A 22460-nucleotide genomic window follows, 5' to 3' on the forward strand; every position below is an offset into this window, starting at 1 on the left:
TATATCTACAATATACTCATTCAAGTTATGAGTCAATACGTAAACAAAAGTAATTCCATCTCCTTCTATAAGCCATAATCCAAGTGCAGAGATTAGGGATTGCAATTGAGTAATTGCACAGCATCTGATAGATTGCCAGCTTACAGGTAAAGCGGTACTTACAGTTTAGAGATACCAGAATGTCATTTGCCCAAGCACATCATGTTGGATTCCCTTGCAGTAATGGTGTTGTGGTGACCTACGAAATCCATTCAGGAGCCTTGTTGCTTAACTGCCGTACTTCATCTTTTAATCCACTAAATAAAAAAAGCTCATTAGATTTTGCATCTAATGAGCTTTTCCTTACTTGCTTGAATACCGGCGAGAGGACTCGAACCTCCACGGTTTCCCACTCGATTTTGAGTCGAGCGCGTCTGCCATTCCGCCACGCCGGCATATCATATTTTTATAAAAAATATACTGGAGGCGCCACCCAGATTCGAACTGGGGATAAAGCTTTTGCAGAGCTGTGCCTTACCACTTGGCTATGGCGCCATATTTTGGAGCGGACGACGGGAATCGAACCCGCGACCCTCGCCTTGGCAAGGCGATGCTCTACCGCTGAGCCACGTCCGCATAATGGCTGGGGATATAGGATTTGAACCTATGCATGACGGAGTCAAAGTCCGTTGCCTTACCGCTTGGCTAATCCCCAAAAAAAAACAAAGGGGCGATCGAGGGGAATTGAACCCCCGAATGCCGGATCCACAAACCGGTGCGTTAACCACTTCGCCACGATCGCCATAATACAATATGTTCTTAAAAGTTAATTGGCAGGGGCAGCAGGAATTGAACCCACACCAACGGTTTTGGAGACCGTTGTTCTACCTTTAAACTATGCCCCTAAAAACTGGTGGAGGATGATGGATTCGAACCACCGAACCCGTACGGGAGCAGATTTACAGTCTGATGCGTTTGGCCACTTCGCTAATCCTCCATAAGTGGTGCCGGCGAGAGGACTTGAACCCCCAACCTACTGATTACAAGTCAGTTGCTCTACCAGTTGAGCTACACCGGCGTATTAAGTTGTAATAAATGGTGGCTCGGGACGGAATCGAACCGCCGACACGAGGATTTTCAGTCCTCTGCTCTACCGACTGAGCTACCGAGCCAAAATAAAGTTTAATCCTGAAACGTTGCACTTTATCTAGGGCGTTCGGTGCCATATAGCAGATTTAGTGAACAGCTTCCTCATGTAAAGATTAAATGGCGGAACCGACGGGATTCGAACCCGCGATCTCCTGCGTGACAGGCAGGCATGTTAGGCCAACTACACCACGGTTCCAGATCACTTTCTTGAAAGAAAGAACAATTGCGGGGGCAGGATTTGAACCTGCGGCCTTCGGGTTATGAGCCCGACGAGCTACCGGGCTGCTCCACCCCGCGTCGTTATAAAAGTTATATGGTGGAGGCTGAGGGGTTCGAACCCCCGACCCTCTGCTTGTAAGGCAGATGCTCTCCCAGCTGAGCTAAGCCTCCGAACAACACATTTATGATCTTATCATAAAACTGCTGTGAAAATCAACTTCTTTTTTGAAGTTAAATATGACCCGTAGGGGATTCGAACCCCTGTTACCTCCGTGAAAGGGAGGTGTCTTAACCCCTTGACCAACGGGCCTTACTATGGCGGAGAGAGAGGGATTCGAACCCTCGAGACGCTTGTGGCGCCTACACGATTTCCAATCGTGCTCCTTCGGCCAACTCGGACACCTCTCCATATGGCTCCCCGAACAGGGCTCGAACCTGTGACAACTCGATTAACAGTCGAGTGCTCTACCAACTGAGCTATCAGGGAATATGATTCAGAGATTATTCTCTGAAAACTAGATCCGAAACGAAATTTGCGAGTTATAACCTGCATATCTTGGATAAGCCCTCGACCGATTAGTACTGGTCAGCTCCATGCATTGCTGCACTTCCACCCCCAGCCTATCTACCTCGTCGTCTTCAAGGGGTCTTACATACTGGGAAATCTCATCTTGAGGGGGGCTTCACGCTTAGATGCTTTCAGCGCTTATCCCTTCCGTACATAGCTACCCAGCGGTGCTCCTGGCGGAACAACTGGTACACCAGCGGTACGTCCATCCCGGTCCTCTCGTACTAAGGACAGCTCCTCTCAAATTTCCTACGCCCACGACAGATAGGGACCGAACTGTCTCACGACGTTCTGAACCCAGCTCGCGTACCGCTTTAATGGGCGAACAGCCCAACCCTTGGGACCTACTTCAGCCCCAGGATGCGATGAGCCGACATCGAGGTGCCAAACCTCCCCGTCGATGTGGACTCTTGGGGGAGATAAGCCTGTTATCCCCAGGGTAGCTTTTATCCGTTGAGCGATGGCCCTTCCATGCGGTACCACCGGATCACTAAGCCCGACTTTCGTCCCTGCTCGACTTGTAGGTCTCGCAGTCAAGCTCCCTTATGCCTTTGCACTCTTCGAATGATTTCCAACCATTCTGAGGGAACCTTTGGGCGCCTCCGTTACTCTTTAGGAGGCGACCGCCCCAGTCAAACTGCCCACCTGACACTGTCCCCGCACCGGATTACGGTACCAGGTTAGAACCTAGATACGATCAGGGTGGTATCCCAACGGTGCCTCCACGCAAGCTGGCGCTCACGCTTCAAAGGCTCCCACCTATCCTGTACAGATCGTACCCAAATTCAATATCAAGCTGCAGTAAAGCTCCATGGGGTCTTTCCGTCTTGTCGCGGGTAACCTGCATCTTCACAGGTATTAAAATTTCACCGGATCTCTCGTTGAGACAGCGCCCAAGTCGTTACGCCATTCGTGCGGGTCAGAATTTACCTGACAAGGAATTTCGCTACCTTAGGACCGTTATAGTTACGGCCGCCGTTTACTGGGGCTTCGGTTCACAGCTTCGGATTGCTCCTAACCGCTCCCCTTAACCTTCCAGCACCGGGCAGGCGTCAGCCCGTATACTTCGCCTTACGGCTTCGCACAGACCTGTGTTTTTGCTAAACAGTCGCTTGGGCCTTTTCACTGCGGCCCCCTCGTGCTATTCACACTACCGGGGCACCCCTTCTCCCGAAGTTACGGGGTCATTTTGCCGAGTTCCTTAACGAGAGTTCTTCCGCGCGCCTTAGAATTCTCTTCTCGCCTACCTGTGTCGGTTTGCGGTACGGGCACCATCACCTGGCTAGAGGCTTTTCTTGGCAGTGTGAGATCATGACCTTCGCTACTATAATTTTCGCTCCCCATCACAGTCCAGCCTTACGATGTGCGGATTTGCCTACACATCAGCCTCACTGCTTAGACGGACATCCATCAGTCCGCGTCACTACCCTGCTGCGTCCCCCCATTGCTCATAACGGCTTACGGTGGTACAGGAATTTCGACCTGTTGTCCTTCGACTACGCCTTTCGGCCTCGCCTTAGGTCCCGACTTACCCTGAGCGGACGAGCCTTCCTCAGGAACCCTTAGGCTTTCGGCGGATCAGATTCTCACTGATCTTTTCGTTACTCATACCGGCATTCTCACTTGTATAATGTCCAGCGCTCCTTACGGTACACCTTCAACCCTTATACAACGCTCCCCTACCCCTGATGCAAGCATCAAGCCATAGCTTCGGTGGTGTGTTTAGCCCCGTTACATTTTCGGCGCAGAGTCACTCGACCAGTGAGCTATTACGCACTCTTTCAATGGTGGCTGCTTCTAAGCCAACATCCTGGTTGTCTGTGCAACTCCACATCCTTTCCCACTTAACACACACTTGGGGACCTTAGCTGATGGTCTGGGCTGTTTCCCTTTTGACAATGGATCTTAGCACTCACTGTCTGACTCCCGGAAGTAAGTCTATGGCATTCGGAGTTTGACTGAGCTTGGTAACCCTTGCGGGCCCCGCACCCAATCAGTGCTCTACCTCCACGACTCTGTTTTCCGAGGCTAGCCCTAAAGCTATTTCGGGGAGAACCAGCTATCTCCGAGTTCGATTGGAATTTCTCCGCTACCCCCACCTCATCCCCGCACTTTTCAACGTGCGTGGGTTCGGGCCTCCAGTGCGTGTTACCGCACCTTCACCCTGGACAGGGGTAGATCACCCGGTTTCGGGTCTACGTCCACGTACTACATCGCCCTATTCAGACTCGCTTTCGCTGCGGCTCCGGCTCTTCACCTTAACCTTGCACGGGAACGTAACTCGCCGGTTCATTCTACAAAAGGCACGCCATCACCCCTAAAACGGGCTCTGACTTTTTGTAAGCACACGGTTTCAGGTTCTATTTCACTCCCCTTCCGGGGTGCTTTTCACCTTTCCCTCACGGTACTGCTTCACTATCGGTCGCTAGGAAGTATTTAGCCTTGGCAGATGGTCCTGCCGGATTCATACGGGGTTTCACGTGCCCCGCACTACTCGGGATACATCTCGGAGAGAGCAGGCTTTCAACTACAGGGCTTTTACCTTCTTTGGCGGGCCTTTCCAGACCTCTTCATTTAACCGGCTCCTTTGTAACTCCATGTGAGATGTCCCACAACCCCAGAGAGCAAGCTCTCTGGTTTGGGCTTCTCCGCGTTCGCTCGCCGCTACTGACGGAATCACTATTGTTTTCTCTTCCTCAGGGTACTTAGATGTTTCAGTTCCCCTGGTATGCCTCTACATAACCTATGTATTCAGTTATGAGTAACTGGAAATTACCCCAGCTGGGTTTCCCCATTCGGACACCCCCGGATCAAAGCTTGCTTACAGCTCCCCGAGGCAGTTTCGTTGTTCGCCACGTCCTTCATCGGCTCCTAGCGCCTAGGCATCCTCCGTGTGCTCTTAGTAGCTTAACCAGTTGCTCCGGTTTCGATGGCGCGCTCCGCTTGTTTTGGACTACGTCCAAAGCCAAAAGTCGCTTCCCATTCGATACCATCGCAATAGCAGTCTACCTTATAAACACTTCACTTGTTTACACAAGATCAGCTTAAAGGAATGTTCTAAATCGCAAAATTTCGTTTCGATATCTAGTTTTCAAAGAACAAGCTCCATGCAAAAGCAAGCTGTTTGAGAGTTTGAGCTCTCAAAACTGAGCAACGAGTGAGTAACTAGCCGACCTGGCTAGATTTTGTATTTGAATGTTTCCGTTACAGGAAACGATTCTCCATAGAAAGGAGGTGATCCAGCCGCACCTTCCGATACGGCTACCTTGTTACGACTTCACCCCAATCATCTATCCCACCTTCGGCGGCTGGCTCCTTGCGGTTACCCCACCGACTTCGGGTGTTATAAACTCTCGTGGTGTGACGGGCGGTGTGTACAAGACCCGGGAACGTATTCACCGCGGCATGCTGATCCGCGATTACTAGCAATTCCGACTTCATGCAGGCGAGTTGCAGCCTGCAATCCGAACTGAGACCGGCTTTTTAGGATTCGTTCCACCTCGCGGCTTCACAGCCCGTTGTACCGGCCATTGTAGTACGTGTGTAGCCCAGGTCATAAGGGGCATGATGATTTGACGTCATCCCCACCTTCCTCCGGTTTGTCACCGGCAGTCACCTTAGAGTGCCCACCCGAAGTGCTGGCAACTAAGATCAAGGGTTGCGCTCGTTGCGGGACTTAACCCAACATCTCACGACACGAGCTGACGACAACCATGCACCACCTGTCTCCTCTGTCCCGAAGGAAAGGTACATCTCTGTACCGGTCAGAGGGATGTCAAGACCTGGTAAGGTTCTTCGCGTTGCTTCGAATTAAACCACATACTCCACTGCTTGTGCGGGTCCCCGTCAATTCCTTTGAGTTTCAGTCTTGCGACCGTACTCCCCAGGCGGAGTGCTTAATGTGTTAACTTCGGCACCAAGGGTATCGAAACCCCTAACACCTAGCACTCATCGTTTACGGCGTGGACTACCAGGGTATCTAATCCTGTTTGCTCCCCACGCTTTCGCGCCTCAGCGTCAGTTACAGCCCAGAGAGTCGCCTTCGCCACTGGTGTTCCTCCACATATCTACGCATTTCACCGCTACACGTGGAATTCCACTCTCCTCTTCTGCACTCAAGTCACCCAGTTTCCAGTGCGATCCGGGGTTGAGCCCCGGGATTAAACACCAGACTTAAATGACCGCCTGCGCGCGCTTTACGCCCAATAATTCCGGACAACGCTTGCCCCCTACGTATTACCGCGGCTGCTGGCACGTAGTTAGCCGGGGCTTTCTTCTCAGGTACCGTCACCTTGAGAGCAGTTACTCTCCCAAGCGTTCTTCCCTGGCAACAGAGCTTTACGATCCGAAAACCTTCATCACTCACGCGGCATTGCTCCGTCAGGCTTTCGCCCATTGCGGAAGATTCCCTACTGCTGCCTCCCGTAGGAGTCTGGGCCGTGTCTCAGTCCCAGTGTGGCCGATCACCCTCTCAGGTCGGCTACGCATCGTCGCCTTGGTGAGCCGTTACCCCACCAACTAGCTAATGCGCCGCAGGCCCATCCCCAAGTGACAGATTGCTCCGTCTTTCCAGTTTCCTTCAGGAGAAGAAAACAACTATTCGGTATTAGCTACCGTTTCCGGTAGTTGTCCCAAGCTTGAGGGCAGGTTGCCTACGTGTTACTCACCCGTCCGCCGCTAACCATCAGAGAAGCAAGCTTCTCATCAAGTCCGCTCGACTTGCATGTATTAGGCATGCCGCCAGCGTTCGTCCTGAGCCAGGATCAAACTCTCCAATAAAGTATTGAAAAGAGCGATAAGCTCATTTTGAAACTGACGAGATTAAAAATCTCATTTATTTTGCTTTGAAAGCATACAGCCCGAAGGCTTGTACCGATTTCTCAGCGTCGATCTTGCAAGCAAGATCGTTACTCACTCGTTGTTCAGTTTTCAAAGATCAAACTCGATTTGTGTTACTCTTTTTCGTCTCAACCGTGTTTTCGGCGGCGACTTAAATAATGTATCACATTTCGTTTATTTTCGTCAAGAACTTTTTTTTAATTTCTTTTTTGAAGCTTTTAGTTCTTCACTAATTCCCTATGCAGAATTTATCATTTGTTGACGATAAGCTCGTTTGAGGAACGAAATATAATGTATCATATTTCCTGAATAAGAGTCAACCTCTTTTTATAAATTATTAAACAAACAAAAAAGGAAGGTTTCCCCTCCCACTTTATAATCCATATAACGTCAGGCTTCACGAATAATTAGGCCTCAATCCAATAGCGGATTTCTCGTCCATCTCCTCCTATAAAGGATGGCCACCCTGCCGATTCTTTTACTATAGAACGAAACACCAGCTTACGAAGGATAAGCGGTAAATCCTCCCGTACAAATCTCAACTGTGGATGATGGACAAGTTCATCCATACCCCACGGCTCCCTTCGACTTCCCAGCACACGCAGAAGCAAGCCGGAACAATCACTCATTTTGGACATCACTGAGAATTCACAAGCAAGCAGCACAAGCTCGACTCTCTGTTCCAGCGTCTCCGAGCTTACTGTAAGTTCCTGATAGAGCTTCCACAAGGCGCGATCCAAACTCTGCACATGTGTCCAGACGGCATGATCCGGGTATATACCCTGTTCAATAAGTACAATTCTAGCCCAGTTCCCCAGAGCTTCTAGCACATTGTAATAGGCATCAACAACATGGCCCTCTTGAATGTAACGTTTGGCTTCCACATACATTCTCAAAAAACTGGCGAATTCATGCAGCAGCTTTTGCTCACGTAATTCGGTTCCAAAAGCAGATAGTTCCTCTCGCAAAGCGCTCAAAGCGTTATCCGCTTCCCAAATGATCTCACCTTCAATCAGGCACTGCATGATGTTATTGTTATCCCCCGTAATTACACTGCACTGCAGCTCATGACGGCTGACATAGATCATTTGATAACGAAGATCACCATATTTGTAGTGTCCAACCTTGGATATCAACTGGTCGGTATTATGAACAACAAGTACGAGCAATTCAAAATCCTGGATTAGGGAGCCGTGGAATCGATCTCCCGGGTGGGAATAAGCGATAGCCCCAACTGCCCCTGTCTCTTCCGACTGTTCGGACAAAAAAGCAAGGTTCTTTAGTTCCACGATTCCCTCCATACAATTCATGGCAGATAAGCGCCAAGTCAGTTATAATGTAATTCTACATGCAGACTGAAGTTTCCTTCTTATCCAGGTCCGATACTACTCATACGATAGGAGCATTTTTCATGATTTTTAAATCAGCAAAAATTAATGCTTTTCGCACTTGGGGACTACTACTGACCATGCTAGGCATGGGCCTAATGGTACTGGGAACTGCCGGAATTGTGTTCTGGGGACACGCGGGCAAAGTATTTGCCGCTGTGGGACTCGTCATCGGCCTGATTGCCATGATGGCTAGTCTGGCCATTTATTTCTGGGCTGGTATGCTTTCCACAAGCGCAGTACAAGTAGACTGTCCGGAATGTGGCAAGTTAACCAAAATGCTCGGCAAGACGGATCGTTGTATGTTCTGTCATACCATCCTTACCCTGGACCCTAATCAAGCCAATACAACCAGTTCACAACTGAAAGCGCATTCCACACCTCAATCCCCTTCCCCTTCCGACACAGATCATGGCATAAGTTCCAACAGCTAGAGATGTACTTCATCAAAGCCCATAGACAGAAAAAAGGCCCGGTATCTTCACCGGACCTTTTTTGAATTTCAGAAAGACTTTTAAAAATTTATTAATATATAAGTTCAATTGAGCTATTTCATGTTTATTTCATTTCGAATACCCTGCTTGTTTTAACGTCTCCCATGCCGATGCATTGGCGAAACTTCGATTCCATGCAGCTACCCCACCCAATTTCAACGAAGCAACCAAATCAACGCGTGCCTGAAGCGAAACGGCGTCTTCTATCCAAATTTTCTTGGTGGCCCCATCCTCCGAATATTCCAAATAATTCTGTCCGCTTTGTTTATCCAGAACAGGTTTGAGTTTCTTTTCCTTGATCAGGTCTGTTACAGTGCTCATACCTACCGCTTTGGAAGACACTTTCACTTCGCCTTGATCATTAGTCTCTTCCGTCCAAATTCGAGTATATAGCGGCACAGCCATAATCAACTTGTTCGAAGGTACTTCATCCTCTTCCAGGATCCGTCTCATAGAAGACTCGGTCCAAGGAAGCGAGGCAACCGAACCGGCTTTTGGACTCGCAGCCCAATGCTCGTCATACGCCATAACGACAATATAATCGGCAAAAGAGCCTAACGAGCGACGATCCAGAAAAGCGGACCACATCTCGCTGTTCGATTTCGGTGTTACATCAACCGAGAGCATCAAGCCATGAATGCGTGCCATCGCTTTGATTTCGCGAACAAATTGAGTGATATTCGGTCCATCGTCTGTATAGACGTTCTCAAAGTCAATGTTAATGCCGTCCAAATGATAAGTCTGTGCATACTCCAGCATCTGCTCAATAATATGCGTACGTGTCTCATATGAGGCGACGGCTTCTTTCGTAATATCCGGATCAAAGCTGTTATCCATCAGACCCCACACTTCCATGCCGGAACGGTGAGCCCAGTTGACGTATGCTTTATCCCCTTTGCTTTTTACGTTACCTTGTCCATCTGTAATATGGAACCATGTGGGGCTGACCACATTGACTCCAGGCATCTTGCCGATTGAAGACACATCAGGCTGTCGATTGTATACAGCTTCCCAAACCAGATTGACCGGTTTATTCTGCCACTTTCTCTCCGCCGCAGTCAGGGTGAATTTGGGCTTGTCCAGTTTCTTTTTCTCCGTAAGAGTGACATACTTATTAGCCACATAACCGGCATACCCATTATCCAACTGAACGAAGCTCTGGTCATCACCAGTCTGCCATACCCTTACTCGTGCGTCCTGCTCCATATCAGCAATGATGGGAGAAGATTCTCCCCCACGCTTGTACAACGGAACCGTTTTGTCCGCCTTGGAAGACAATGTATTAATCTCCGCATACTGAATGGTGTCACCTCCACGCATCAGCAGCACCGCACCCGTTGTAGCATCTTCCTGTATAGCGATCCCATATACTTCTTTCAATGGTTTGAGCGGAATATAAGCTTCTCCCCCAACCACCTCCGGTTTAACCGTCATGGGATAATCCCGATGATTAAGTTCCGCCTTCGTACTGCCTTCCTTCATATGGAGTACTCGCTGCGGTGTTGCAATAATGATATCACCTGTGTCAGCTTCATAACGTATTCCGGGATCGATCGCCTCTTGCAGCACCGATACGGGCAATTTAAGCTGATCTCCCGTTCCTGACGCCTCGCCGTCCATCAATTGTCCGTCCACAAAAATAGGTTGATTCATACCAATCCAGTCGGGGTCTTCATGAATCTGATTAAGCCAAACATTCGTTATTAGCCAATAAGCCCCGCCTGCAACAACACAGGCAGCCAAAAATCCAGGCCAGAATGAACGACGCTTCTGACGTGTATATCTGCTTTTTCTACTCAAACGTCTACCTCCGTTAATCATGCTGAATCATGAAATATCTAACCTGCTAAGACTATATACATTCTATCGTCCTAAAAACAAAAAACGTGAAGAATCCAAACTGAATTCTACACGTTAATATTGTAATTCAACTCTCTTAATCCCTGCAACTTTTACAAACGCCATAAACTTCCAATCGGTGACCATGTACTTCAAATCCTGTACTTGACTCCGCCTGGAGCTCAACGCTTTTTAGCGAAGGATAACTAAAATCTTCAATCTTGCCGCATTTATCACAGATAACATGGTAATGATCCGTCACATTGGCATCGAAGCGACTTGAGTTATCTCCGTATGTCAACTCCCGGACCATGCCCGCTTCCAGAAACATCTTCAAATTGTTATATACAGTCGCCACGCTCATACTGGGAAACTGGGGTTCAAGCGCACGGTAAATTTCATCGGCTGTCGGATGCCCCATGGATTCCATCAGATAGTTCAATATGGCATGACGCTGGGGTGTAATACGGACACCGGTCGTTTTCAGATGCTCCAACGCATGTTGGACACGTGTTGCCATAAAACCCACCGCCTTACCTTTCATTACTCTGCAGAGACATAATGTATGATTACATGTTTCTCTCATTCAGAGTTGATCTTGGCTGGAACAACGTGTTTACATTATTCCTGCCATGTAACCTTGCCAGTTTATATTTATTGTACGGCGATTGCAAGTTTATTGTCAACGCGCCAGTCACTGAACTTCGGACGTTTCATCTTGGGAATTCTGTCCGTCTTCGGTCATTTGTTCCAAGTTATCGTCTGTATCTTCCGAATCCAGTGAATTCGTTCCAACAGGAGGCACTGCAGGATTACGATCAATCGTGAGGTCGCTGTTTCCCTCAACTTTGACCGTATACTCTCCTTCACCAAGCTGGCCTTCAATCGTTTTATTCTTCACTTTAAACGGCAGATCCGTTTGCAGATCTCCATAACTGCTGGAACCGCTGAGGCTATAATCCCCCCGCTCCGGAATCAAAATGTTAATAGCCCCTACAGCGCTATAAACGTCCCAGTCACCGCCTACTTTGGCGGATACAATACTTATGCTGCCATTGAGGGATTGAGCTTTGACTGCCAAACTTGCGCCGTCTACATTGATATTTCCGTTTCGGGTATCCGCTGTGATCTCTCCAACAGAGTCCGTGATGCTGATACTTCCGACTTGCGTGGTCAGGTTCACATTTCCAGAAACCCCGCGAGCCTTCATGTCCCCTCGATTACTGTTCAAGTCCACATTTCCGATCGCATTTGCCACAACGACATCACCATTCAGCGTTTTACCTGAAATATCACCCACGGCATTCGTAATTCGTATACGTCCATTTCCGGTCTCAGCCAAAATGGTACTGATGGCCTCCGGACGATTCAACAATATGGCTCCATTGGACGTTCGAATATCGAGATTAAAACGACGATCATCCGGGATCGTTATGGTGATATTCATCCGCGGCTGTGTTTTCTCGTTCTCTCCATACGTTTTGCCTGTAGTCTTGATATGAATCACTTTTGTCCCGTCTGCCTCAACAAAGGAAGCGTCCGCCACTGCTTTGGCCTGCACTTCAGTTGTCTGATCCACCCAAACTACCGTGCGCACCTCAATCTCTTCCGTGTCCCCCCGCTGTACCGAGATATCCCCGTTCACTCCCTCAACAACAAGGTCCGATGTATCCATACCTACAGGCACCCGAATCGTGCCCTTATCTTCCATATATCCTGCTGCCTGACTATAGTCCATGGATGCAGCTCCCAGATTAAGACTCACCCGGTTCCACAAATGCATGTAATGATCCTGCTCTGTGACGATAAATACTGAAGCCGTCAGTAAAAGAGACGTCAGGATGCCTTTCGCATCGGGTCTGAAGCGCATTTTCATTTTCTCACCTTGGTTGTCTGAAGCTGCATTCCCTCTTCCACGTGTCACTAAAAACAACAGTATGTATTCCACACCTAACACAACGAGCAAGAGGGGCCACCAATCGACCATCTCATATACATAGTCCGTTCCCCACCGTTTATCCAAAATCAACAGCACACCGACAGCTACGATTAAGGCGGCAGCCGTATAGCGGCCGACCCGGACTTTACGGTTCATGGCTATCCCTCCTTGAATAGTTTGCACTAGATTTTCTTCTTGCGAAGCATGACCCAGATTTCCCGTCCGAAAACGATAAGTCCTCCTGCGATCATCAGAACAGCAAAAGTATATCCACCATACACAGCGATTAGCTCTTTAAACCAACGCGGTTTGCGAAAGAACAATACCAGCAGCGATCCTCCTACAATCAGAAGCAATCCAAACGAAATGCCCCTCTCCCACACCATCATAGCTTCCCTTGCAGAACGTTCGCTAGGGATGGGCTTGTCCGAGGTGTTGTAGGTGACCGCTCTTCTCCTGCGCATCATCACCCAGTCCGCAGATTGCAATACGTCGAATACATTGTAAAAGTAAATTACCGGAATAAACAATGCCAGCAAAATAAGCAATGGTACATTGATCTGTATACCAATCGTTGAGAAGTACAAGAGTGCTGACAAGTCCAGAAGCACAAGCATCATGAATGTCAGACCTCTCATGTATAATCGGAGATAAATATGACCTAGACCCGGAATAACCGCACTTAGCAATCCGGCAATAAACTTGTGAGTCCGATTTCGGACAGGTTTTCCGCGCGTTCCGCTGGAAGTATTGTTCGACTGACGTTTCCGTTTCATAAACGACTCCTTTCTTCCGGGCTGACGTTCCCGCTCTTCATGCATTTGGTTAGATAGTACCCTAAAGAGCCGGTAGAGTAACTGGAAGAAATATGGTTATGAGAAAAACCCTCCGGCATTAAAGGCCTCAGAGGGTTTAATTCATTTATTCGACCGACACTTTCGTTACATGTTCCCACTGTCTTAACTTGGATACGAGATGCACTGCACTCAATTCATGTGGCATGTAGACATGCAGCACAATTTCAATTTTGCGTTCAACCGATATCATTTCTGCATAAGCCAAATCCTGCTCATTAACCGTTATTTTACGGATTTTGATCTTTTCCTGCTCCATAAATGAAGATACCTGTTCCAGAAAACCGGGCTCAGATAAGGTATGAAGTGTAACGACATGCAGTTTGTTTCCCCGTATATACCTAAGCTCCAACTTGTTGAATACCCAGAGGTTAAGCAATACCAAGACGGTTGACACGATGGAAGCAAAAAAGAATCCCGCGCCTGTTGCCAGTCCGATGGCTGCCACAACCCATATGGAAGCTGCCGTTGTCAGACCGGTAATCGACTTGCCGGTAAAAAGAATCGTGCCCGCTCCGAGAAACCCAACGCCGGTAATAACGGCTGTAGCCAGACGTGCCGGATCAATCCTTACGTTTAGTTCATTTGCAAAATCTTTAAAACCATAAACAGACAACATCATAATCAGTGCAGATCCAAGGCATACCAGAATATGGGTACGCAGACCGGCAGCATGATTGGAACGCTCCCGCTCCAGGCCTACAAGCCCTCCAAGCAGCATAGCCAGTAATAATCGCAATAAAATGTGCCACTCATCTATCAACCAGGGATTGCCCAAAGCCGGTAGTCCTCCTCCAAGTTGTTCACATCATTAATCTTTATTCTTATGAAATGTCGTTAATTCCACTCCTGGTGCAATCTGTACAACATCCACGGGCTTAAAGCCGAATTTGGTATATAATTTCACGGCTGGCTGGTTCAATGTTCCTGTAGAAACAATATAACGTGGAAGATCGGGATATTGTTCAAACACATGCGTCATCAAAGCAGCAGCAATTCCTTTACGAAAATGATCGGGATGCACCATCATACGTGTGATCGTCAACGTATTGATCTCTTCCTCATCCACTGCGACCGCACCAAGCAACTCGCCATCCGTGTCCACATAGCCATAAAAGGTCTCTCCACAGTTTTGCAGCGCCTCCATCGTATCCATTAAAGGCGGAATTTCCTGAAAACCGATGATTTCGGCTTCAAGCCGATAAGCTACATGCTGCAGTCGCCAGAGCTGACCTACGGTCTCCACATCACTCAATGACAAAGTTTGAATCTTCATGCATTCCTCATCTCCTTTGTATGTCACTGAAACCAAGACAATACAATCAAACTTATGCCCTTAACAAAAAGAGGCTGTCACAGGGACGAGCCTCTTTCTGTCCGGCTTCACCGGATGGATTAGCGGTTCAGTACTTCTGTAAGCAGTTGATTGGCTAGTCCCGGATTGGCTTTGCCTTTGCTTTCTTTCATGACTTGACCAACGAGGAAACCAATGGCCTTCTGTTTACCAGCTTTGTAGTCTTCCACGGATTGCGGGTTGTTCGCAACAACCTGCTCCACAATGGCAAGAATGGCACCTGAGTCACTAATCTGGACCAGACCTTTTTCTTCAACGATTTGCTGTGGAAGCTTGCCGCTCTCGAGCATTTCCTTAAATACCGTTTTGGCGATTTTACTGTTAATTGTACCTTTTTCAAGCAGTCCAATCATCTCACCCAGACCTTGGCCAGTCAGCGGCACCTGATTCAATTCAAGGTTGCTGGTATTCAAATAACCAAGCAAATCACCCATAATCCAGTTGGATACGGCTTTGGCATCCTTGGTGTATTTCAGACTGTCTTCAAAAAGATCAGCGACCGCTTTGGATGAGGTAATAACCTCGGCATCATAACTAGGCAGTCCATAATCAGCGGTATAACGTGCTTTACGCTCATCCGGAAGCTCCGGTATAGAAGCTCTGATCCGTTCTTTCCAGGCTGCATCGATATGCAGCTTCACCAAGTCAGGATCTGGGAAATAACGATAGTCATGCGCTTGCTCTTTACCACGCATCGACAGTGTTTTCCCCTGAGCCTCATCCCAGCGACGAGTTTCCTGAACGACTTCGCCGCCGTCGTCCAAAATTTCCGCTTGGCGGAATTGTTCATATTCCAGACCACGCTGAACACCACGGAAGGAGTTCATGTTTTTCAGTTCGGCTCTCGTTCCCAGCTTCTCCTGTCCATGCGGACGCAAACTAATGTTGGCATCACAGCGCAGTGAACCTTCTTCCATCTTCACGTCGGATACATCACAGTACTGCATGATCGCACGCAATTTCTCCAGATATGCACGAGCTTCCTCCGGAGAAGAAATCTCCGGCTCAGAGACAATCTCCACGAGCGGAGTACCCACACGGTTAAAATCAACCAATGAAGCATAGCCGCCGTCAACGTGGGTAAGCTTCCCTGCATCTTCTTCCAGATGAAGACGTGTAATGCCAATTCGCTTCGTTTCACCGTTGACTTCAATATCGATCCAGCCATTCTCACCGATCGGTTGATCGAATTGTGAGATCTGATAAGCTTTTGGAGAATCGGGGTAGAAGTAGTTTTTGCGGTCAAACTTGCTGACATCAGCAATGGTGCAGTTAAGAGCCATGGCTGCTTTCATCGCGTAATCTACAGCCTGGCGATTCAATACAGGCAATACACCTGGATGTCCGAGACAGACCGGACAAGTATGTGTATTGGGCGGAGCTCCAAAGGCAGTGGAGCAGCCGCAAAAGATTTTGGAGTTTGTATGCAACTCGACATGGACTTCAAGTCCAACGACCGTTTCATATTTAGATGCGGACATTTCTATATTCCTCCGTTCCGGGCAGTCTACAGCTGCGGACGCTGCTTGTGGAATTCCGTATTTTGTTCAAACGCATGCGCTACGCGCAGTACGGTGGTTTCATCAAAGGCTTTACCGATAATCTGCATGCCGACAGGCAGTCCATCCGAGAATCCACATGGGATGCTGACTGCAGGTACACCAGCCAGGCTGACAGGGATAGTCAGAATGTCGTTGAGATACATCGTAAGTGGATCATCGACTTGGGAACCAAGTTTAAATGCCGTTGTTGGCGCTGTTGGTCCGATGATGACGTCATATTTGGCAAATACGTCGTCGAAATCCTGTTTGATCAACGTACGCACCTTCTGAGCTTTCAAATAATACGCATCGTAGTATCCCGAGCTGAGCGCATAGGTTCCAAGCATGATGCGTCGTTTCACTTCGGGACCAAAACCTTGACTACGGGACTGGTGGTACAGATCCAGCAAGTTCTCCGGATTGTCTGCACGAACACCATAACGCACGCCGTCGAAACGAGCCAGGTTCGAAGAAGCTTCCGAGGAAGCGAGCAGATAATACGTAGCTACCGCATATTCGGTATGCGGAAGAGATACTTCCTCCCAAGTTGCGCCGAGTCCTTCGAGGACTTTCAGGGCAGACAGGACGGTTTCTTTAACTTGAGGATCAACGCCTTCACCAATGTATTCCTTCGGAACAGCAATACGAAGTCCTTTGACATCCCCGGTCAGTCCGCTCAAGTAATCCGGGATATCCACTTTCGCGGATGTCGAATCTTTGGCGTCATAACCAGCAATGGCTTGCAGCACATAGGCAGAATCCTCGACATTTTTCGTCAAAGGTCCAATCTGATCCAGGGAAGATGCGAATGCAACCAGACCAAAGCGGGAAACGAGTCCGTAGGTAGGTTTCAAACCGACAACGCCGCAATAGGAAGCAGGCTGTCTGATGGAGCCACCTGTATCTGATCCCAATGTGAAATAAGCTTCTCCTGCCGCAACAGCCGCAGCAGATCCACCACTGGAGCCGCCTGGAACACGATCGAGTGCCCAAGGGTTACGTACAGGGTAGAAGCTTGAATTTTCATTGGAGCCGCCCATGGCGAATTCGTCCATGTTCAACTTCCCGATCGTCACGGTATCCGCCGCTTTCAGCTTCTCGACAACGGTTGCATCATACACCGGGTCGAAATTGCGCAGAAACTGGCTGCCACATGTTGTGCGCAGTCCGTTCGTAACGATGTTGTCCTTAATGCCGACTGGCAGACCGAAAAGCAAACCTTTCTCCTCACCGCTGACGAGTCGATCATCCAGTTGACGTGCACGAGCACGTGCCTGTTCTTCATCCAGTGCCAGAAAAGCCTTAACCTTTTCATCCCGTTCACCAATGTTCTGATATGCCTGATTCACCAGATCGCTGACCGACAGCTCCTTGGCGTGCAGCTTGTTATGTATCTCCGGCAACGATTGTTCAAATAAACTCACGTAATTCGTCCTCCTTCCGGTTATCCGTTATTCCATTACAGCAGGCACTTTGAATTGCCCGTCTTCTTCTTCTGGTGCATTGCGCATGACCTGTTCAATCGACAGACTTTCCTTCGTCTCATCTTCACGCATCACATTGCTGACGTGCAGCACGTGAGTGGTCGGCTCAATGTTCTCTGTATCCAGTTCATTGAGCTTCTCAGCATATTTTAAAATCGCGTTCAGCTGTCCTGTCAGGGTCTGCTCTTCTTCCGCAGTCAAATTAAGCCGGGCCAGCTTGGCCACATGCTGAACGTCATTATTCGAAATACTCATTTCCGGATGCCTCCTTCATTCGTTCTAATTCCTGAAACCGCCGAAAACGAATCGTTCGTTTAACGGGCTAAAGTCCCAAGATAACTTTTTTCATTATAGGTGAGATAGTTCGACAATTCAATGCATAGGACTGTACTGACTTCTATTACGTAGAAAAAGGGTTCCAGTGATTTTTCAGACATCTGAGCAATGATATCCTTCCTGCGTACCTCATCGCTATTAAGAATTCACTGTATTAATTATTGCTCCTAGTCTAAATTGGCAAAAAGGCAGTGCGAATTCGCTCTGCCTTTTTTGCTGTATACATTACTAGTTATTCTTTAGATCAAGCCCGAATGCTGCAATAACCGACGAATAAGCGCCGCAGTCTCTGCCCGAGTGATCATGGATTTTGGAGCAATGGTCGCGTTACTCCGACCAGATACAAGCCCTGATTGAAGACTGAAGTCGACAGCTTCTTTTGCCCAATACGAGACCATATCCATATCTATATAGCGGGAGAGATCTTGGCCGGTGTCGATATCCAGCTTACGATCCAAGCCGGTAAGCTTCATCGTCCGATTAATGATCATCATCGCTTCTTCACGGGTAATCTTCTGTGTTGGCCGGAATGTGCCATCTTTATAACCGTCGATCAAACCCAGGTGGGAAGCGGCACTTACTTCGCCTGCATACCAATCACTCGAACTTATATCGCTGAATCGGATGTTTCCTTCATTAGTTTGAAGTCCCAATGCCTGCACGAGTACAGCTGCAAATTCAGAGCGGGTAATGCTTTCATCCGGATTAAAGATCGTATCCGATATTCCACGGATAACCATTCTTGACCCCATATCATTTACTTCCGTTTGTGCCCAGTGTGCTGCAACATCGGCAAATGTCCGCGGATTCCAAACGAGACAATACACACTATTCGTCAAACTGTTGATTTGCGCATGATACACTCCATTGACTTGCGTGATTTTGGTCGGAACATGGCGCACTCCGCCGTCCTTCTCAACCACAACTCCAGTCGTTACCTTGGAAGGATCAACCTCACCGGATAAAGTAATTGCTCGTTCGACATAATTGTTAAACCGGTCCACACTTACAGATCTGCCTTCATATGTGGCCGTTATGTTGAAATCAAAAATCGGACCAATCAAGGCAAAACCATTTTGATGAGCAACTGTTTCCGCCGCATATATCGTTTCAGCAGAAGCAGGTGCGATCTCCAAATGGAGGACTATATCCTTGAGGTGATCTTCAGCACCAAGTTGTTGTGCCAGCGTATTGATTTCCACCAGTCGGGAAGGCAAGGAATAGGTAGCGGCTTCCGTTTGCAACACAAGTACGGCTTCCTTGTCTGCCATGAACTTCACCAATCGCCCTGTCAGCTCACCGATTACCCGATCTTTGTGACTACTGTTTACGGGGAGTGTAACTACAGCGTTCATGCCTTCTGCATCCAACTTTTGCATGACAGCCTGCTCGTCAACTGTCAGAGTCAGGACATTCTGTCCGTTCACATTAGCCGTTCTTAGAGTTCCGGCCTTTTCTGATTTCCCGTTCACCAAGATCGAAACACCGGAATTAACCGCCCCTCCTCCCGAAGACGCTGTACCTGCCGCTCCGCTTGCAGGCACAGAAGTACTGCCACCACCAGGATTTGAACCGTTACCGCTATTTCCACCACTGGAATTGTCGGAACCATCTGGAGGGTTTGTTCCACCGTTATTCGACACAAGCCACTTCGCGAACAATGTCACATTAGAGGTGCCTATAAGGAGCGTATCGCCCACACTATAGTTTACTCCGCTGCCGTCCGCTGCCGTGTTCCAGCCTGCAAAATCATATCCAGTCCTCACCAGGTTGCCTGTGTTACCCAAAATTGTAGCCAGCGTTTGTTGCATGTACGCCTGGTTGTCTGAGGGCACATCTCCTGATGCAGCTCCGTTACTGTTGTAAGTGATCTGATATCTCTTCGGTTGTTCATAGGACATGACCGTAGCTTTGTTACCGTTACTTCCATCTTTGAAAGAAACGTAAAGGTTCCCTGCTGCGTCAATCTCCAACGTAGTGTTCTGTGCAATTCCCTCTGAGAAACCAGTCCCACCGATTGCATTCCAGCCATCCGCCTCGGTATATTTCATAACTGTTGCTTTGTTCATATTTGCTGAATCCATGTATGCCACATACGGGCTTCCATCCTGATCAAGCACCATCGAAACGAAATTTGCTGCACCGTCAGAGAACTCAGCATTCCCAACCGTTATCCACGTTCCGGAGCCAGTATATTTCATAACTGTTGCCTTTTGTCCGTTGAATCCAGTGGTATAAGCAATATATACTGTTTCGTTCTGATCTACTGCAAGCGCAAACTCAGCTACGTTTTCTTGTGAAAAGGCACGATTGCCAACGAAGGACCAAGAATCATCCGCTTCGTTAAATCTGATAACAGACAATCTGAATCCTCCACTATTATCGCTTAATGCAACGTAAGGGATACCGTCTGGCCCTATAGCCAATATACTTCCTCCCGCGCCTCCCAGAATATTTTCGGTATTGCCGATGGACGTCCACTCTCCAGACTGGTCATTATATTTCATAACCGTGAGGCGATAACTGCTATTTAAGGCAACATACGGCACACCGTTTGCATCGAGTTGCAAATCAAGACTCGATAAATTAGCTGGAGAGAAACCTGGGGAACCTACAAAATCCCAGCCATCCTGCTCCGTATACTTCATGACGGTTGCACTGCCAACATGATTTACATCACTAAAAGCAACGTATATTGTTCCATTCTGGTCTATTGCTATTTTGTTTTTTGTTGCATAACTCTCAGTAAAACCTGGTTGTCCGACTGCCGACCATCCACTCACTTCGCTATATTTCATGACTGTTGCTTTAAAGCCATTGGATACATCTTGATATACGACATACGGCGTGCCATGGGCATCAAGGGCAAGATCCTGGTCAAAAGTCATTCCCTCTGAGAAACCTGCATCGCCAATAACTTCCCACTTTCCTGTTTCATCCTCATTGGACGTGGATGGCGTCCACTTCGCATACAACGTTACATGAGCAGCACTCATGATTAACGTCTCACCTGCGTTATAGCTCGTTCCGCTTCCATCTGCTTCTGTATTCCAGCCAGCGAATGTATAACCTAATTTTTCTAAATTGCCTGTATTACCTAAAATGATTGCTCCCGCTTGATCATTGTATTGTTGATTATCCACTGGTGCATTACCCAACTGAGCTCCATTACCATCATAGGAGACTGTGTACGAAGCTTTCGCTCCAAATCTCATCACCGTCGCCTTTGAACTATTGAATGCATCTTGATAAACAACATACGGCGTACCTTTTTGGTCCAATGCGAGTGAAGGTGTAGACACCACCCCAGCAGAGAAACCGGCTTGACCGACAAACTCCCAGCCATTTTGCTCGCTGTATCTCATTACGGTTGCTTTGCTTCCATTTGCGCTATCCTTGAAAGCCACATAAGGTGTACCCGTCTGATCCATAACCAGCGAAGGAGAATTTGCAGAACCTGGGGAGAAACCAGCTTGACCTACCCTCTCCCAACTTGATATCTCATCACGATATGTCATGACCGTCATTTTATTCGTATCATCTTGAAACACAATATAGGGTTGACCTGATGGATTCATCACAAGCAATGGGGAGGTTGCGTACCCTCCTGAAAAGCCTGCTTGGCCTACCACCTTCCATTCGTTGGAACTGTACATCATGACGGTGGCTTTGTAGGCTTCATCCTGAAAAGCCACATAAGGTGTATCCGCCTGATCGAGAACCAATGAAAAGGAAGAGATTGCTTCTCCTTCGGAGAAGTCAGCACTGCCCACCAGCTCCCAGCCCGTTGGCTCGATGTATCTCATTACGTTTGCTTTCCCACTGGCTCCATCCTTAAAAGCAATATAAGGATTACCCGCCTGATCCAGCGCGAGCGAAGGGTAGTTTGCCCTGTCTGGAGTAAAGCCTGCCTCTCCTACTAATTCCCAACCGTCTGATTCACTATATTTCATGACCGTAGCCTTACCACTAACGCCGCTATCCTGATATCCAATATATGGAGTGCCTGCTTGATCCAGCACGAGTGTGATTCCGCTTGCTGATCCAACCGATAGGCCTCTATCACCTACCAGTTGCCAATCACCGGACTCACTATACTTCATCACCGTTACTTTAGAATTAGCACCCCTATCTGAATAAGCAACATATGTTGTTCCTAATTGATCCACAGCCAGCTTGGGAGCAGAAGCTTCTCCAGCCGAGAAACCGGCTTCCCCCAATAGTGTCCACTCTTCGCCACCAGAGGCGTAAGAGCGGTTTATATCCCATATCTGAAAGATCGGGTTGCCTCCCAGAATCACCAGACAGGCCAACAACATCATCACGAATTTTTTTCCGTTGCGAAAGCTCCTTCTCATCTTCATATCTACCTTCCTTGTTATGTATAATTTGAAGGGTGCAATCCCTTCTACATCGCAAGGTATTTTATCAATTGTCTCTGAACCGATTCTGAACATAATGACTTGGTCTGCTGAAA

Annotated in this window: 12 protein-coding genes, 15 tRNA genes and 2 rRNA genes; 1 reads left to right on the plus strand and 28 read right to left on the minus strand. The window is 48.1% G+C overall.

The genetic code is table 11. From position 1 onward, the window contains the following. Positions 1 to 355: 355 nt before the first annotated feature. The 18 genes from MKY42_RS27505 to MKY42_RS27590 all read right to left on the minus strand — a co-directional run bounded on the left by MKY42_RS27505 (position 356) and on the right by MKY42_RS27590 (position 8043). Positions 356 to 434: transfer RNA gene (locus MKY42_RS27505), tRNA-Leu, on the minus strand. 26 nt (positions 435 to 460) lie between these two features. After that, positions 461 to 534 (minus strand) — tRNA-Cys (locus tag MKY42_RS27510). Between the two features lie 6 nt (positions 535 to 540). Further along, a tRNA-Gly gene (locus tag MKY42_RS27515) sits at positions 541 to 615 on the minus strand. A 4-nt stretch (positions 616 to 619) separates the two neighbouring features. Continuing rightward, positions 620 to 694 (minus strand) — tRNA-Gln (locus MKY42_RS27520). 14 nt (positions 695 to 708) lie between these two features. Continuing rightward, positions 709 to 781 (minus strand) — tRNA-His (locus MKY42_RS27525). Positions 782 to 810: 29 nt separating this feature from the next. After that, positions 811 to 884: transfer RNA gene (locus MKY42_RS27530), tRNA-Trp, on the minus strand. A 6-nt stretch (positions 885 to 890) separates the two neighbouring features. Beyond that, positions 891 to 976, minus strand: a tRNA-Tyr gene (locus MKY42_RS27535). A 5-nt stretch (positions 977 to 981) separates the two neighbouring features. Beyond that, a tRNA-Thr gene (locus MKY42_RS27540) sits at positions 982 to 1057 on the minus strand. Positions 1058 to 1075: 18 nt separating this feature from the next. After that, positions 1076 to 1151 (minus strand) — tRNA-Phe (locus MKY42_RS27545). A 95-nt stretch (positions 1152 to 1246) separates the two neighbouring features. Then, positions 1247 to 1324 (minus strand) — tRNA-Asp (locus tag MKY42_RS27550). A 27-nt stretch (positions 1325 to 1351) separates the two neighbouring features. Further along, positions 1352 to 1425 (minus strand) — tRNA-Met (locus tag MKY42_RS27555). A gap of 17 nt (positions 1426 to 1442) precedes the next feature. Beyond that, a tRNA-Val gene (locus MKY42_RS27560) sits at positions 1443 to 1518 on the minus strand. 67 nt (positions 1519 to 1585) lie between these two features. After that, positions 1586 to 1657: transfer RNA gene (locus tag MKY42_RS27565), tRNA-Glu, on the minus strand. Between the two features lie 6 nt (positions 1658 to 1663). Further along, positions 1664 to 1755: transfer RNA gene (locus MKY42_RS27570), tRNA-Ser, on the minus strand. Positions 1756 to 1758: 3 nt separating this feature from the next. Then, a tRNA-Asn gene (locus MKY42_RS27575) sits at positions 1759 to 1834 on the minus strand. A 69-nt stretch (positions 1835 to 1903) separates the two neighbouring features. Continuing rightward, positions 1904 to 4828, minus strand: a 23S ribosomal RNA gene (locus MKY42_RS27580). A 314-nt stretch (positions 4829 to 5142) separates the two neighbouring features. Then, positions 5143 to 6694, minus strand: a 16S ribosomal RNA gene (locus MKY42_RS27585). Together the 16S and 23S rRNA genes with 15 tRNA genes alongside form the textbook arrangement of a ribosomal RNA operon. 467 nt (positions 6695 to 7161) lie before the next feature. Then, positions 7162 to 8043: a nucleotidyltransferase-like protein gene (locus MKY42_RS27590; RefSeq protein ID WP_244192998.1), complete on the minus strand. Its 882-nt coding sequence runs from the start codon at positions 8041 to 8043 to the stop codon at positions 7162 to 7164. Between the two features lie 122 nt (positions 8044 to 8165). On the opposite strand from MKY42_RS27590, the gene MKY42_RS27595 reads away from it, so the two are divergent. Then, a complete protein-coding gene (locus MKY42_RS27595) occupies positions 8166 to 8576 on the plus strand; it encodes a YgzB family protein (RefSeq protein ID WP_090904747.1) in 411 nt (136 codons plus the stop codon). Between the two features lie 129 nt (positions 8577 to 8705). On the opposite strand, the gene MKY42_RS27600 is transcribed toward MKY42_RS27595, so the two are convergent. The 10 genes from MKY42_RS27600 to MKY42_RS27645 form a co-directional block, all read right to left on the minus strand. After that, a complete protein-coding gene (locus MKY42_RS27600) occupies positions 8706 to 10436 on the minus strand; it encodes a glycosyl hydrolase family 18 protein (RefSeq protein WP_339846229.1) in 1731 nt (576 codons plus the stop codon). A gap of 136 nt (positions 10437 to 10572) precedes the next feature. Further along, the gene (perR, locus tag MKY42_RS27605; protein WP_024631328.1) at positions 10573 to 10995 is read right to left on the minus strand and encodes a peroxide-responsive transcriptional repressor PerR; all 423 of its coding nucleotides are present in this window, start codon (positions 10993 to 10995) and stop codon (positions 10573 to 10575) included. A gap of 174 nt (positions 10996 to 11169) precedes the next feature. Next, the gene (locus tag MKY42_RS27610) at positions 11170 to 12570 is read right to left on the minus strand and encodes a DUF4097 family beta strand repeat-containing protein (protein WP_339846231.1); all 1401 of its coding nucleotides are present in this window, start codon (positions 12568 to 12570) and stop codon (positions 11170 to 11172) included. Between the two features lie 26 nt (positions 12571 to 12596). Continuing rightward, a complete protein-coding gene (locus MKY42_RS27615) occupies positions 12597 to 13190 on the minus strand; it encodes a hypothetical protein (RefSeq protein WP_090904744.1) in 594 nt (197 codons plus the stop codon). 145 nt (positions 13191 to 13335) lie between these two features. After that, positions 13336 to 14046, minus strand: a complete 711-nt coding sequence (locus tag MKY42_RS27620) for an MgtC/SapB family protein (RefSeq protein ID WP_090904743.1) — start codon at positions 14044 to 14046, stop codon at positions 13336 to 13338. A gap of 33 nt (positions 14047 to 14079) precedes the next feature. Then, on the minus strand, positions 14080 to 14544 hold the full coding sequence (locus MKY42_RS27625; RefSeq protein WP_090904742.1) for a GNAT family N-acetyltransferase: 465 nt from the start codon (positions 14542 to 14544) through the stop codon (positions 14080 to 14082). A gap of 119 nt (positions 14545 to 14663) precedes the next feature. Continuing rightward, on the minus strand, positions 14664 to 16103 hold the full coding sequence (gene gatB / locus MKY42_RS27630; protein ID WP_090904741.1) for an Asp-tRNA(Asn)/Glu-tRNA(Gln) amidotransferase subunit GatB: 1440 nt from the start codon (positions 16101 to 16103) through the stop codon (positions 14664 to 14666). Positions 16104 to 16129: 26 nt separating this feature from the next. After that, complete coding sequence (gatA, locus tag MKY42_RS27635; protein WP_090904740.1) at positions 16130 to 17587, minus strand: Asp-tRNA(Asn)/Glu-tRNA(Gln) amidotransferase subunit GatA; 1458 nt, start codon at positions 17585 to 17587, stop codon at positions 16130 to 16132. Between the two features lie 27 nt (positions 17588 to 17614). Further along, entirely contained in the window at positions 17615 to 17902 is a 288-nt protein-coding gene (gatC, locus tag MKY42_RS27640) for an Asp-tRNA(Asn)/Glu-tRNA(Gln) amidotransferase subunit GatC (RefSeq protein ID WP_064640574.1), read from the minus strand. 320 nt (positions 17903 to 18222) lie between these two features. After that, positions 18223 to 22347, minus strand: a complete 4125-nt coding sequence (locus tag MKY42_RS27645; RefSeq protein ID WP_339846244.1) for an S-layer homology domain-containing protein — start codon at positions 22345 to 22347, stop codon at positions 18223 to 18225. Positions 22348 to 22460: the final 113 nt, after the last annotated feature.

The organism is Paenibacillus sp. FSL W7-1088, from assembly GCF_037969855.1.
In the GTDB taxonomy this organism is placed as follows: Bacteria; Bacillota; Bacilli; order Paenibacillales; family Paenibacillaceae; genus Paenibacillus.